Source organism: Pedobacter namyangjuensis (assembly GCF_003313325.1).
Classification (GTDB): domain Bacteria; phylum Bacteroidota; class Bacteroidia; order Sphingobacteriales; family Sphingobacteriaceae; genus Pedobacter; species Pedobacter namyangjuensis.
In genome coordinates this window covers 436888-450523 of the sequence record NZ_QMHQ01000003.1, presented here as the reverse complement: position 1 = coordinate 450523, position 13636 = coordinate 436888, and the positions used below count along the sequence as shown (strand labels likewise).

12 protein-coding genes are annotated in these 13636 nt (G+C 37.2%); 5 read left to right on the top strand and 7 right to left on the bottom strand.

From position 1 onward, the window contains the following. Window positions 1–14 precede the first annotated feature (14 nt). The 5 genes from mazG to mnmD all read right to left on the bottom strand — a co-directional run bounded on the left by mazG (window position 15) and on the right by mnmD (window position 4020). Window positions 15–821 (bottom strand): nucleoside triphosphate pyrophosphohydrolase, encoded by an 807-nt coding sequence (gene mazG / locus DUT69_RS13770; RefSeq protein WP_113653827.1) that lies wholly within the window; start codon window positions 819–821, stop codon window positions 15–17. Next, window positions 822–1118, bottom strand: a complete 297-nt coding sequence (locus tag DUT69_RS13765) for a hypothetical protein (RefSeq protein ID WP_113653826.1) — start codon at window positions 1116–1118, stop codon at window positions 822–824. A gap of 16 nt (window positions 1119–1134) precedes the next feature. After that, on the bottom strand, window positions 1135–2250 hold the full coding sequence (locus DUT69_RS13760) for an AI-2E family transporter (RefSeq protein ID WP_113653825.1): 1116 nt from the start codon (window positions 2248–2250) through the stop codon (window positions 1135–1137). Window positions 2251–2318: 68 nt separating this feature from the next. Then, window positions 2319–3266, bottom strand: a complete 948-nt coding sequence (locus tag DUT69_RS13755) for an aldo/keto reductase (protein WP_113653824.1) — start codon at window positions 3264–3266, stop codon at window positions 2319–2321. Between the two features lie 82 nt (window positions 3267–3348). Further along, window positions 3349–4020, bottom strand: coding sequence for a tRNA (5-methylaminomethyl-2-thiouridine)(34)-methyltransferase MnmD (mnmD, locus tag DUT69_RS13750; protein WP_113653823.1), 672 nt, complete (start codon window positions 4018–4020; stop codon window positions 3349–3351). 139 nt (window positions 4021–4159) lie between these two features. Here mnmD and DUT69_RS13745 point away from each other — a divergent pair, with 139 nt between their 5' ends. Beyond that, window positions 4160–4498, top strand: a complete 339-nt coding sequence (locus tag DUT69_RS13745; RefSeq protein ID WP_162796316.1) for an MmcQ/YjbR family DNA-binding protein — start codon at window positions 4160–4162, stop codon at window positions 4496–4498. Window position 4499: 1 nt separating this feature from the next. On the opposite strand, the gene DUT69_RS13740 is transcribed toward DUT69_RS13745, so the two are convergent. Further along, window positions 4500–4889, bottom strand: coding sequence for a DoxX family membrane protein (locus DUT69_RS13740; RefSeq protein ID WP_113653821.1), 390 nt, complete (start codon window positions 4887–4889; stop codon window positions 4500–4502). A gap of 158 nt (window positions 4890–5047) precedes the next feature. Further along, on the bottom strand, window positions 5048–7072 hold the full coding sequence (locus DUT69_RS13735) for a M13 family metallopeptidase (protein WP_394341258.1): 2025 nt from the start codon (window positions 7070–7072) through the stop codon (window positions 5048–5050). 289 nt (window positions 7073–7361) lie between these two features. Between DUT69_RS13735 and DUT69_RS13730 the strand changes: the two genes are divergently transcribed. The 4 genes from DUT69_RS13730 to DUT69_RS13715 all read left to right on the top strand — a co-directional run bounded on the left by DUT69_RS13730 (window position 7362) and on the right by DUT69_RS13715 (window position 13571). Continuing rightward, window positions 7362–9320 (top strand): heavy metal translocating P-type ATPase, encoded by a 1959-nt coding sequence (locus DUT69_RS13730; RefSeq protein WP_113653819.1) that lies wholly within the window; start codon window positions 7362–7364, stop codon window positions 9318–9320. Between the two features lie 38 nt (window positions 9321–9358). Beyond that, window positions 9359–9988 carry a Uma2 family endonuclease gene (locus DUT69_RS13725; protein WP_113653818.1) on the top strand — a complete coding sequence of 210 codons (630 nt, stop codon included), beginning with the start codon at window positions 9359–9361 and terminating at the stop codon, window positions 9986–9988. A gap of 350 nt (window positions 9989–10338) precedes the next feature. Beyond that, window positions 10339–13026, top strand: a complete 2688-nt coding sequence (locus DUT69_RS13720; protein ID WP_113653817.1) for a valine--tRNA ligase — start codon at window positions 10339–10341, stop codon at window positions 13024–13026. Window positions 13027–13028: 2 nt separating this feature from the next. Beyond that, a complete protein-coding gene (locus tag DUT69_RS13715) occupies window positions 13029–13571 on the top strand; it encodes a hypothetical protein (protein WP_113653816.1) in 543 nt (180 codons plus the stop codon). Window positions 13572–13636 lie beyond the last annotated feature (65 nt).

Here is a 13636-nt window from a genome sequence, read left to right as displayed (position 1 = left end):
CTTTTAACTAAAAATTACAATTTTTTAGCCTCGTTCCAATAAACATCCATTTCTGCTAAAGTCATATCCTGTAAAGCTTTGCCATTTTCTTTCGCTTTGCTCTCTAAAAACTGAAAACGTTTGATGAACTTCTTGTTCGTTTTCTCTAAGGCATTTTCTGGATTGATATCTATAAAGCGAGCGTAATTAACTAAAGAGAAAAGTAAATCTCCAAACTCGCCTTCCGCTTTTTCAATATCGATATTTTCGTTTTCGGCAATGTTAAATTCATCTTTAAACTCCTGTAGCTCTTCTTCAACCTTTGCCCAAACCTGCTCTTTTTTATCCCAATCAAATCCAACGCCACGGGCTTTTTCCTGTATTCTACTTGCTTTTACCAGCGCAGGCAATGAAGTCGGAACGCCACCTAAAACAGATTTGTTTCCTTCTTTAAGTTTTATCTGTTCCCAATTACGCTTCACATCTTCTTCATCTTCTACTTTCACATCGCCGTAAATGTGTGGGTGTCTATTAATCAGTTTATCGCAAACACCATTAAGTACATCGGTAATGTTAAAGGCGTTTTCTTCATCCGCTATGCGAGCGTAAAAAACCAAATGCATCATTACATCACCAAGTTCTTTTTTTATCTCCTGTAAATCTCCATCTAAAATGGCATCAGATAACTCATACGTTTCCTCAATGGTTAAGTGGCGCAAGGTTTCCATGGTTTGTTTTTTGTCCCATGGACACTGGGTACGCAATGTGTCTAAAACAGTTAAGAGTCTTAGAAATGCAGTTTCTGGAGTGGCAGTTGCAGGCGGAATAATATTTATAGGCATTTAGTTTACAATATTTAATGCAATTAGCATTGTGGTAATAAAAAGTACAATTAAGCCAGCCAAAAATAAAACATCGGCAAGCCTTTCTAATTTAACGGATTGCGCTGTGTCGTTTCGCATAGCGAGGAAAGAAAATAAACAACTGCTCATAAAAATTACAATGGCTAAAGCAGCACCTTCATCTATAAAAGACGATTCTTTGAGGTTTGATATTTTTACGGATGTTAACACGATGAAGCAAAAGCCTAATAAATTGGCAGATGTATTTAGTATGTGTGGAGATCTGTTTTCTTTCATCTATTGGCAAAACTAACTATTCTGCTTCTTCTAGTTTTATTTTTTTAGTAATTCTGTAAGTTCTTCGCGGTCGCGGACTATCTTTTTCCTCCTCACCTAACAAAATTCCCCAAGCTTGCAATCCATCAACTCTTTCGAAAATAATTTTAAGCATAGCCATATATGGTATGCACAAAAACATACCGGAGATTCCCCAAATCATTTCGCCGATTATGATTCCGATAAAAGCAAAAAGTGCGTTTATCTTAACTTTAGAGCCAACTACTAAAGGCATTAACAGATTTCCATCTATCGTATGGATACCAATAAAGGCAAAAATTACAAATAATGCTTTTGTTGCACCAGCTGTTGCAAAGGTTATTAAAACACTAATGATTAAAGCGGTTGAAATACCTAAGTAGGGGATGATATTGAAAATACCAGCTATTAAGCCTAAAAGTATGGCATATTTTACACCTAAAACCGAAAGGGTAATAATCATCAGTAGCGAAACGATTAACATTTGAATAAATAAGCCAACTATATATTTTTTAATAATACGTTGAATTTCGTTTACTATTTCGGCAACTTTAGCTTGGTGTTCTTCAGTAAAAACACTTTTTAAAAACCTAAATAAGAGTCTGCGGTAATTAAGTATAAAAAATGTAAATAGTAAGGTAAATGCTAAAAACAATAAGCTAGAAGATAAGGTGAGTAGCGTAGAGCCAACTATTATAGCACTTGTAGAAAGTGATTTTTCAAAACCTTCTGTTATGTAGGATTTCTGTTTATTTACATTAATATCAAAAGTTTTGGCTACCCAATTTTGCACATCGTGAAAGGCCGCAGTACTTTGCTTTACCAGCAGTGGCCAATCGTTCCATAATTGCGCTAGCTGATTACCAAAGAAATAAATAACCCAATAGATAATTACAATCATCAGTATAACGGCCATTAAAGCAGCAATACTGCGTTTAAACCGCAATCTTTTTTCTAAAGCATTTGCAACTGGCAAAAGCAAAAACGCCATTAACAAGGAGAAAAACAGCGGTGCCAAAAGCGTTTTGCCTAATATGGCAAGATAACCGAGCATAATGATTGATAGTAGCACTAACGCCAGCTTGGCTACAAAAGGTAGGGTAATGTTTTTCATGATTTGGTGCAAATAAAAAGTGCCAAAAGGTAAATTTTCTGGCACTTAAATATAGCAGTATATTTTTTCTAATAACTACTAGCTTCGTTTAATAACGCAATTTCTTCATCATTTAACTTAATATTTATCGCTTCTTTAAACGAAGCTAATTGTTGCAAGCTGGTAACGCTAGCAATTGGTGCTGTAACCGAAGGGTTTTGGATTAACCAAGCAAGTGCAACAGATGCAGGCTTGCTCTTGTGTTTTTCAGCCACATTATCTAATGCGTTTAAAATATCAAAACCTCTTTGGTTTAAATACTTTTTAATTCCGCCCCCTCTGGCGCTTTTCTCCAAATCAGCTTCGCTACGGTATTTTCCCGTTAAAAATCCGCTAGCCAAAGAAAAATACGATATAACTCCTAAACCAAAATCATTACAAATTTGCTGATGTTCTTTTTCAAATTCTGCCCTGTCGATTAAATTGTAGCCGGGCTGGTAAACCTGATATTGAGGCAAATTATGTTTGCTTGAAGCTACCAAGGCTTCCTTTAGTCTTTCTGGCGAAAAGTTTGATGCCCCAATCCACCTCACTTTTCCTTCTTTTATTAGCGTTTCATAAGCTTGTAAGGGCTCTTCCACGCTGGTGTCTTCATCATCGAAATGAGAAAAATATAAATCGATATAATCTGTTTGCAAGCGTTTTAAAGATTCTTCAACCGCACCGATAATGTAGTTTTTCTTTAATGATTTTCCGCTGCCCATATCAGAACCAACTTTTGTAGAGAGGATAATGTCATGACGACGGCCACGTTTTTTCAGCCAGTTCCCAATAATCGTTTCAGACTCGCCACCACTATTTCCGGGCTTCCAAGTAGAGTAAACATCTGCAGTATCAATAAAATTGAATCCTTCAGCCACAAAGTGATCTAATATTTCTATAGATTTTTGTTCGTCTATCGTCCAACCGAAAACGTTTCCGCCGAAAACTATAGGTACAATCTCTAAATCCGTACTTCCTAATTTAACTTTTTCCATGTTTAATAATGTTGATGATTAGCTAACACAAAAAACAGGTTTCAGTTTGTACTTATAGTTGGTAAATTGTAAAATTGAAATGCTAAGCTAATTTAGTCGCTCTTAGCATTTCGCGTTTTCCTGGCGCTCCCGGTAGTTTTTCTATTATAAAACCGCAAGCCTTAACGGCTCGTTTTAACTTTCCGGTAATGGCGTAGCTTACAAAAACGCCACCTGGTTTAATCAAATTGCAAACTTGGTTTATAATTTCATCAGTCCACATTTCTGGCTGGTGCTGTACAGAAAAAGCGTCGTAATAAACTATGTCAAATCTTTGGTCGGTTTTAAATTCATCCAGCTTAGTATGCGCTATTTTTAAATCGCAATGCGATGATAATGTTTGAGCACTGTTTATAGCATCATCGTATTTGTTGATGAATTTGTCCCAAATAGCTGCTGGCACATAAGCTTTATAACCAGTTTCATCCAATACTTCTCGCGTTAGCGGAAAAGCTTCAATGCCTGTGTAATTTAGCCTCACAAAGTTTTCTTCGCAATGCGAAAAGCTTAAAATAAAATTTAATCCTGTGCCAAAGCCTACCTCCAAAACTGATATTTTGCTAGTGTCTTTTTGTCCGATAACATGTTTTAAACCAGCGTTTATAAATACATGTCTGCTTTCTTGTAAAGCACCGTGTGCAGAATGGTAGTGCTCGCCAATGGTTTCGTTAAATAAGGTGTTAGAACCATCAGCGGTAGGAGTAAGGATATTCATGATGCAAAATTAAATTAAATTACTGGATTGTTGAGCGCAGTAAATTCGTTTGCTTAACTATTAAAACTACATTCTAAATGTAAAATGCAGGCCACGTAAAAGTCTTTGTCCTTTATACATGATCCTTTATCTTTACCTTATGGATATTGAAACTTTTAGAGAATTTTGTTTAAGTCTGCCCGGTACCACCGAAGGTATGAAATGGGACCATCTTTGTTTTATGATCGAAGAAAAGATATTTGTTATCATCGCGATTGACGATGGGAACCGATTTTCAACTAAATGTACTCCGGAAGAATTTGATGAGCTAACCGCTCGCGATGGAATTCAGCAAGCATTTCACCTCGCAAAAAGACAATGGGTACAGGTAGAAAATCTAGAAGTTTTAAATGATAACGAATTAAAAGAGCGTGTAGAAACCTCTAGGGCATTGGTTTTAGCCAAATTGCCAAAGAAGATTAGAGAAAAGTACAATTAGCCTAATTTTTATCTAAGCAAAAGCTATTATACTTTAAAAACAGAAGTAAAACGACAAAAAAGCCTAAGTGTATCAACTGTGATGGAATAGAGTTCCATTCCTCAATCATGCCTGAACCGAAAATTAATACAATCATAATTGCAGCACCTGCAATCAAGGTTTGTTTGGTAAGCAATCCGAAAATCAGAAATAGGCCTAAAGCAAATTCTAGCACTGGCAAAACATAACTGAAAGGTAAAACAAGGATTTTGGGCAAAAGAGATTTTTCAAAATTGCCAACCATCCAATTGCTAAAAGTTTCTAGTTTCGGAAGTCGTACCAATCCGTGTGTAAACATACTGGCAGCCAAGCCAAATCTAGTTAACAAGAATGCAGTTTTTTCGTTTTCCATATTTATCGTGTTTGTAAGCAATATAAAAAACCGTCATTTCGATAAAATTTCTATCGGTGGAAAATTTCTAATGTTAGCGCAATGCCAATATTGTTATAGATTTTTCCTAGCCTTAGTCTCTCGAAATGACGGTTGTAAATTATTTTACAGTTAAAAAACTACCACAACCTAATTCTATCTTCTGGTTTTTTGTAAAGTTTGTCGCCAGGTTGTACGTCAAATGCTTTATACCAAGCGTCCATGTTTACTGGTGCACCAATTGTGCGGTACGGACCAGGCGAGTGCGTATCGGTTTTAATTAGTTGCGCCGCATTATCTGGTAAAATGTTACCTCTCCAAACCTGCGCCCACGCTAAAAAGAAACGTTGATCTGGTGTAAAACCATCAATTTTTTCATCACTTTGACCTTGTTTTGTCATCTTGAAAGCTGTGTAGGCAGCATTTAGACCACCCAGATCGCCAATGTTTTCGCCCATTGTAAACTTGCCATTTACATGTATGGTATCTAATACGGTATAGCTGTCAAATTGTTCGCCCAATTGTTTGGTTCTTTCCTCAAATTTCTTTCTATCTTCTGCCGTCCACCAGTTTTTAAGGTTGCCATCTTTATCATATTGGCTACCAGAGTCGTCAAAACCATGACTCATTTCGTGGCCAATAACTGCGCCGATACCACCATAATTTAATGCATCATCAGCATCGGGGTGGAAAAAAGGAAATTGTAGGATACCAGCAGGGAAAGTAATCGAATTCATGGTTGGACTGTACGATGCGTTAACCGTTGGGGGTGTCATTCCAAAACGTTCCCTGTCAACAGGCTTGCCTAATTGGTTTACGTTTTCGTTGTATGCCCATTTACTTGCATTAATTAGGTTTTGTAAATAAGTACCTCTATTAATTACTAAACCATCGTAGTTTCTCCATTTTGTAGTATAACCAACTTTTGGTGTAAAAGCATAAAGTTTTTCCAAAGCTTTTTGTTTTGTTTCATCACTCATCCACTCCAAGCCTTTAATGCGAATTTCGAAAGCTTTGCGCAAGTTTTCGATCATTACATCCATACGTGCCTTTGCTTCTGGTTTAAAATATTTGTCTACATAAAGTTGGCCTAATAGCTCACCAATAGTTCTGTCAGTTAGCGAAGACATTGTTTGCCAGCGAGGGGTTTGAACCTTTTGACCAGTTTGTGCTTGTGTAAATGCGAAATTGGCTTTTACAAAAGGAGAACTTAAATTGCCTGCAGCGCTTTTTAAAATATTCCATTCTAAATAAGTTTTCCAGTTGGCAACAGAAGTTGAGGTCAATAAGTTATCCAAACTTCTAAAAAAGCTTGTTGAATTTACCAAAACGGTATCCTGGCCATTTACTTTAAGTTGTGTTAAAGTATTTGTCCAATTGATATTAGGTGTAAGCTTGTTAAGCTCGGCAATAGTTAATTTGTTGTAGGTTTTGTAAGGGTCACGCATTTCTAAGCGAGTCATTTGCGCTTCTGAAAGTGCTTTCTCTATATCAAAAATAGTTCTCGATTTTTGCTCTGCAACTGTGGCGGAATAACCAATTAACTTAAATAAAGTGGTGATGTAGGTATGATACGCATCCCTTATTTTAACACTTCTGCTATCATTATTCAAGTAGTAATCTCTATCGCTAAGCGTGGTTCCGCCCTGCGATATATTTACCATGTATTTATTTACATTTTTGCGGTCCTGACCAATTCCAAATCCAAATAATGCGCCACCAATTCCGTTTGTACGCATATAATTAGCATGGCTTAATATACCTTGCAAATCGTTGATTTGTTTTAGCTTTTCAAGTTCAGCTTTAATTGGCGTATATCCTAATTTTTCAATAGTAATACTGTCCATTGCAGCCGCATAGAAATCTCCAACGCGTTTAGTAACGGAGCCTGCGGGCGCAGACTTATCTGCAACTGCAGTTTCTACTAATCCCTTTACGGCCTGCGCATTAAACTCACGTAACTCGTTAAAAGATCCCCACCTGGTTTCTTTTGCAGGTACTGGATTGTTCTTAATCCAGGTGCCGCTAGCATATTGATAAAAATCGTCACCTGGCTTAACGGTAAGATCCATGTTAGCTGGGTCGATAAATTTTTTGGGAGCGTTTTGGGCATTTACTGTAAAACTACATGCCATTATGCCGAGTGCAGCAAAATAGCTCTTCATTTGAACTTTCATACTTTATAATCCTTTAAAGCGGAAAAGTAGCAAATCGAGCTTAAACCAAAGAGATGTTAATAGAAATATTACTTGTTAAACCAATAATAAATTCTACTCAAGCTAAACTTGCGAAAAATCTCGTTATTGAAGATTGATAACCTGAACGATTTCATGTTTTTGAAGTTTTATAGTTATTTAACATTTTTTAACATCTTTTATTGTGTGTTACGAAAAAAATAGGTGTTAGGCATTAGTTTGTTAAATACGTAGATTTGATTAATCCTATAAATTCCTTATGCACAAACACGATATTAAAGCCGACGATAGTTGCTGTAGCCATAGCCATCAACATGAACAAAGCCACGATCACGATGGAGAGCACGACCACGATCACGGAGATGCAAGTGCATTTAAAACCTATCTTCCATCAATATTTAGCTTGCTGTTTTTGCTCGTCGGTATTGCATTAGATTATTTTAAGATTAGCTTTTTTGAACAACCGATTAGGTTAATATGGTATTTGTTGGCATATATTCCGGTAGCTTACCCGGTTCTTAAAGAAGCATTTTTTACCATAACCAGAGGTGAGATATTTACCGAGTTTTTACTGATGGGCCTAGCAACCATTGGAGCACTTGCATTGGGCGAATATCCGGAAGCGGTTGCTGTGATGTTGTTTTACACCGTTGGCGAATTATTTCAAGGGGCCGCGGTAAGCGGTGCCAAAAAAAATATCAAAGCATTGCTAGATGTGAGACCCGAAACAGCAAACGTTTTTAGGGACGGCAGATTTATAACCGTAAAACCAAAAGAGGTTAGCATAGGAGAAACAATCCAACTAAAAGTTGGCGATAAATCTGCTTTAGACGGGGTTTTGCTAAGCGACAGTGCAAGTTTCAATACGGCTGCGTTAACTGGCGAAAGTACACCAAGAACAGTTAAAAAAGGAGAAGAGGTTTTGGCCGGCATGCTTAACCTTGATAAAGTGGTGGATGTAAAGGTAACTAAAGAGTTTGCCGATAGTGCTTTATCTAGAATTTTAGAAATGGTACAATCTGCAACCTCACGCAAGGCGAAAACCGAGTTGTTTATTAGAAAGTTTGCGAAAATTTACACGCCTATTGTTTTCTTTCTGGCAGTTGCACTAATTATTTTGCCTTACTTTTTTGTAGCCGACTACCAATTTAAAACTTGGCTTTACCGATCGTTGGTTTTTTTGGTTATCTCTTGCCCTTGTGCGTTGGTAATTTCTATTCCTCTCGGCTATTTTGGAGGTATCGGTGCCGGTTCTGCAAATGGCATTTTGTTTAAAGGTTCGAGCTTTCTCGATACCATAGCACAAATAAAAACCGTAGTTATGGACAAAACAGGGACCTTAACTCATGGTGTTTTTAACGTAAAAACCATACAAACATCCTTACAAGAAGACGAGTTTTTTAAGTACTTAGCTTCTGCAGAAACCAAATCTACACATCCCATCGCTAAAGCTATTGTAGCCTACCATAACCAAGGTGCCATTTTTGATGTTGCCGAACTAACCGAAATTGCCGGACATGGGTTAACCGCAGTTATTAATAATCGTAAAGTTGCTGTTGGTAACACTAAACTGCTCAGGAAGCTAAATGTAGCTTATCCTAAAGCTATTGATGAAGAAGTTGAAACTACTGTGGTAATGGCAATTGATAATCAGTTTGTGGGTTATGTAATAATTGCTGATGAAATTAAAAAGGACGCAAAGTACGCCATAGACGAGCTACACCTTTTAGGCGTAACACAGATTGTAATGTTAAGTGGCGATAAAACTGCGATTACCGAAAAAGTTGCCAAAGAGCTAGGTTTGGATAAAGCTTATGGAGACTTGTTGCCCGAAGATAAGGTTGCCAGATTGGAAAAGCTTAAAAGCCAGAAAAACTTAATCGCCTTTGCGGGTGATGGGATAAATGATGCGCCGGTTTTAGCACTAAGCGATTTAGGTATTGCGATGGGTGCAATGGGAAGTGATGTTGCCATAGAAACCGCAGATGTGGTAATACAAAATGATCAACCGAGCAAAATTGCTACCGCTATAAAAATTGGCAGGGCTACAAAACGGGTAGTTTATCAGAATATTGGTTTGGCATTTGGTGTAAAGGCTATTGTTTTAATTTTAGGCGCAGGCGGATTAGCAACTATGTGGGAAGCCGTTTTTGCCGACGTTGGCGTGGCATTTTTAGCAATTTTAAATGCTATCAGAATCCAGAAAATGAAATTCTAGTTTTTTCTATCTGCCTATTAATAAGTATATTTGAGTGTATGAGTATTCATAAAACATATCCGGATTTAACTGACGAGAAAATTTACAGTTTTAACGAGATTGACGAATCGTTAACCTATAGTTATGCTCATTACCTAAATTGGCTTTTTGACGAAAGAGTAGAATTAATTAAAGGGAAAATTTTTAAAATGAGCCCGGCGCCATCTCGCGTACACCAAGAGATTTTTGGCGCTATGTTTAACCCAATTTACAGTTTTCTAAAAAATAAACCTTGCAAAGTTTACGGTGCTCCTTTTGATGTTCGTTTTCCTAAAACTAGCAAGGCTGATAAGGATGTTTTTACCGTCTTACAGCCAGATATTTGTGTTATTTGCGATTTAACTAAACTTGATGACAAAGGTTGCATTGGTGCACCAGACATTATAGTAGAGATTTTATCTCCGGGAAATAACAAAAAAGAACTGTTAAATAAATACCAAGTTTACCAAGAATTTGGCGTTAAAGAATACTGGGTAGTTAGCCAAAGTGATCAGAGTATTTTGATTTATACTTTAGATGCCACCGGAAAGTTTCAACCCTCTAAAATATTTACACTAAGCGAAGAAATTAGATCTTCAGTACTACCAGGTTTTGTTTTAAAACTGGATGACGTTTTTGAAGGAATTTAGGTCTCTGATTTAGCACAAGTTCTTCTTAACATTGCTTTTATTTGTTAAGCATTAAGCCATTTTCAGATAGCGGACTTTTAACTTATGTATTGCACTGTATTAAGTGAAATAAACCTGATTGAAGTGTAAAGCCCGAATCCCGATTTTTCTTCGGGAGAGGACTTGCAACAGAAAGCAGGGCTAACATTACTATAATTTGCTGTCGTTGATTTTCAAAGGCTAAATTAAGTTAATTTCAACTTTGTTCAATTTTTATAGCTTGTTGTAATTTAACAAAGTGGTCCATTTCAGCTTTGCTCTTTGCGCTTAAAAATGTATTTTTACCGCCTAAATTCGATACCCGCATATAAATGAGCATATCTACTAAATACAATCCTACAGAAACTGAGCATAAATGGTACAGCTACTGGTTAGATAAGAAATTTTTTCATTCAGAACCAGACGAACGTGAGCCATATACCATCGTAATTCCGCCACCAAACGTTACGGGCGTACTGCACATGGGGCACATGTTAAACAATACCATTCAAGACGTTTTAGTTCGTAAAGCTCGTATGCAGGGCAAAAATGCTTGTTGGGTTCCTGGAACAGACCACGCTTCTATTGCAACCGAAGCTAAAGTTGTGGCCATGTTAAAGGAGCGAGGAATTGATAAAAAAGATATCTCTCGCGAAGAGTTTTTGAAATATGCTTGGGAGTGGAAAGAGAAATACGGGGGCATTATTTTAGATCAATTAAAGAAATTAGGCGCAAGTTGCGATTGGGATAGGACACGTTTTACCATGGAAGACGATATGTCTGAAGCGGTGATAGATAGTTTCGTTCATTTATACAAAAAAGGGTGGATTTACCGTGGTATTCGTATGGTAAACTGGGATCCTGCTGGTAAAACGGCTGTATCAGATGAAGAGGTGATTCGTAAGGAAGTAAACCAGAAATTATATTACATAAGGTATGAGGTAAAAGCTGAAGGGCATGAGGCACAAAGCGGGCAAACATCTACCTTTCTTACTGTTGCTACTACTCGCCCCGAAACAATTATGGCAGATGCAGCAATTTGTATAAACCCACATGATGAACGTTTTAGCCATTTAAAAGGTAAAAAAGTTTATGTGCCATTAGTTAATCATGAAATTCCGGTTATTGAAGATGACTATGTAGATGTTGAATTTGGTACTGGATGCTTAAAAGTAACACCAGCACACGATTTGAACGATTATGAACTTGGGGTAAAACATAAACTGCCGGTTACAGATATCTTAAACGATGATGGTACGCTAAATGAATTAGCCGTTATCTTAGTGGGCGAAGATCGTTTTGTTGCTCGTAAGAAAATTGCCAAAATGTTGGACGAAGCGGGGCACCTAGAGAAAGTTGAGGATTACAAATCTCAAGTTGGTTTTTCTGAACGTACAGATGCGGCAATAGAACCTAAACTTTCTATGCAATGGTTTGTGAAGATGAAAGAATTGGCGCAACCTGCTTTGGATGATGTTTTAAACGGTGAGGTAAATTTAATCCCAAATAAGTTCGAAAACACTTATCGCCATTGGATGGAAAATGTTCGCGACTGGAACATTTCCCGCCAGCTTTGGTGGGGGCAGAGAATACCTGCATGGTACGATGATAAAGGTGATTGGGTAGTTGCAAAAACCAAAGATGAGGCATTAGAAGAGTTTTGGAAGAAAAAACATTTAGACAATGCAGAAGCTGATAAAGCAGGTTTTAAGAATCAGTTGGCACCGTTTTTAAAACAAGACGAAGACGTAATGGACACCTGGTTTTCATCGTGGTTATGGCCAATTTCTGTTTTTGATGGTTTTAAAAATCCTGATAACAAAGACATTAATTATTATTATCCGACCAACGATTTGGTTACCGCACCTGAGATTTTATTTTTCTGGGTTGCACGTATGATTATGGCCGGACATGAGTTTATGGGCAAAAAACCATTCACGAATGTTTACCTAACGGGAATTGTAAGAGATAAATTAGGCAGAAAGATGTCTAAATCTTTGGGTAATTCGCCAGACCCAATAGGTTTAATTGAAAAATATGGTGCCGATGGCGTTCGTGTAGGTATGCTTATGTCGTCTCCGGCAGGCAACGATTTGATGTTTGATGAAAGTTATTGCGAGCAAGGACGTAATTTTGCCTCTAAAGTTTGGAATGCTTTCCGTTTGGTAAAAGGATGGGAAGTTGATGAAAATTTAGAGAATCCGAATACGCAAGCCATTGCTTGGTTCGAAAGCCGTTTTAGCGAAGCTTTAAGCGAAATTGAGGCTGATTTTAAACAGTACCGTTTGTCGGAAGCATTAATGTCTACCTACAAATTGGTGTGGGACGATTTCTGCGCATGGTACTTAGAAATGGTTAAGCCGGCATATCAGCAACCGATTGATGCCGAAACCAAAGCAGCTACGGTTAAATATTTTGAGCAGATATTGAAATTATTGCATCCGTTTATGCCTTTCATAACCGAAGAGTTGTACCACGACGAATTGTTTGGCGAAAGATCAGAAATGGATTGTTGCATCGTTGCCGAATATCCAACAGTGGGCACAGCCGATGAAAAATTGCTTAAAGAAGCAGAGCTGATAAAAGGATTGGTTTCGGAGATTAGAAACGTAAGAAATACCCGTCAAATATCTCCGAAAGACGCTTTGCCTTTGCATATTAAAGTAAACTCGGATTTGGTTTACGAAAATTGGTTAAACATTGTATTTAAGCTAGCCAACATTAGCGAAGCTGAAATTGTAAATGATAAAGTTGCGGGTGCAGCAAGTTTCTTAGTTGGTAAGGATGAATTCTTTATCTCGCTAACGGAAAATGTTGATGTGGATGCTGAAAGAGAACGCTTAACAAAGGAATTGGAATACCTGCAAGGCTTTTTAAAATCTGTTGATGCTAAATTAAGCAACGAACGTTTTGTACAAAATGCGAAACCAGAAATTATTGCAAACGAACGCAATAAAAAAGCCGATGCAGAATCGAAAATTAACATCATTAAAGATAGCTTAACGGCGCTAAACGCATAATTATGAAAAAATTAGTTTATTTGTTATTTGTATCGATGGTTCTGTTGGCTTGTCGTGGCGAAGAGAAAAAAGTGGAGTCGCAGATTTTTATAGAAAAAGAACTAAGCGACTTTATTGCCAGCAACCCTAATTGGGGTAAAGACGAGGCCACCCAAGCCGAAACAACAGATAGATTTCAACGTAAGCTAATTAAATTGAGCAATGAACCTGGTTTTTTAAACGGAATGCCTTTAAAGTTTTCGAGCGTAACTGATACAACAGAAAGTGGCCAAGCTGTAAAAATTGCAAATTTTATTGCTTATAATGATAATAACAGGCCAATAGGTAGCGTACTAAACTATGCGTTATTGCACATTAAAGGCATCGTTTCTGATGAACAGCTTAAAAAATTAAAACTGAACGATAACTATACGTTGCAGGGAAACTTGCAACGCCAGGGTAAAAGGGCAGATGTTAAGTTTATAAAAGTGTCTGACTTTAAAGGTTACGATTTAGGAAAGTACACGTTCGTAATCACCAAATTCGACCCAATAGAAAAAAAGTAAATCATTTCCTCTAACGCAAAAAAGTTACGCTAAACGTTATCTTTTTTAAGCTAAAAATCATATCA

Excerpts from the sequence above, each read along its gene's own strand:
- mazG (WP_113653827.1), bottom strand. The coding sequence starts at position 821 with ATGCCTATAAATATTATTCCGCCTGCAACTGCCACTCCAGAAACTGCA.
- DUT69_RS13765 (WP_113653826.1), bottom strand. The coding sequence starts at position 1,118 with ATGAAAGAAAACAGATCTCCACACATACTAAATACATCTGCCAATTTA.
- DUT69_RS13760 (WP_113653825.1), bottom strand. The coding sequence starts at position 2,250 with ATGAAAAACATTACCCTACCTTTTGTAGCCAAGCTGGCGTTAGTGCTA.
- DUT69_RS13755 (WP_113653824.1), bottom strand. The coding sequence starts at position 3,266 with ATGGAAAAAGTTAAATTAGGAAGTACGGATTTAGAGATTGTACCTATA.
- mnmD (WP_113653823.1), bottom strand. The coding sequence starts at position 4,020 with ATGAATATCCTTACTCCTACCGCTGATGGTTCTAACACCTTATTTAAC.
- DUT69_RS13745 (WP_162796316.1), top strand. The coding sequence starts at position 4,160 with ATGGATATTGAAACTTTTAGAGAATTTTGTTTAAGTCTGCCCGGTACC.
- DUT69_RS13740 (WP_113653821.1), bottom strand. The coding sequence starts at position 4,889 with ATGGAAAACGAAAAAACTGCATTCTTGTTAACTAGATTTGGCTTGGCT.
- DUT69_RS13735 (WP_394341258.1), bottom strand. The coding sequence starts at position 7,072 with ATGAAGAGCTATTTTGCTGCACTCGGCATAATGGCATGTAGTTTTACA.
- DUT69_RS13730 (WP_113653819.1), top strand. The coding sequence starts at position 7,362 with ATGCACAAACACGATATTAAAGCCGACGATAGTTGCTGTAGCCATAGC.
- DUT69_RS13725 (WP_113653818.1), top strand. The coding sequence starts at position 9,359 with ATGAGTATTCATAAAACATATCCGGATTTAACTGACGAGAAAATTTAC.
- DUT69_RS13720 (WP_113653817.1), top strand. The coding sequence starts at position 10,339 with ATGAGCATATCTACTAAATACAATCCTACAGAAACTGAGCATAAATGG.
- DUT69_RS13715 (WP_113653816.1), top strand. The coding sequence starts at position 13,029 with ATGAAAAAATTAGTTTATTTGTTATTTGTATCGATGGTTCTGTTGGCT.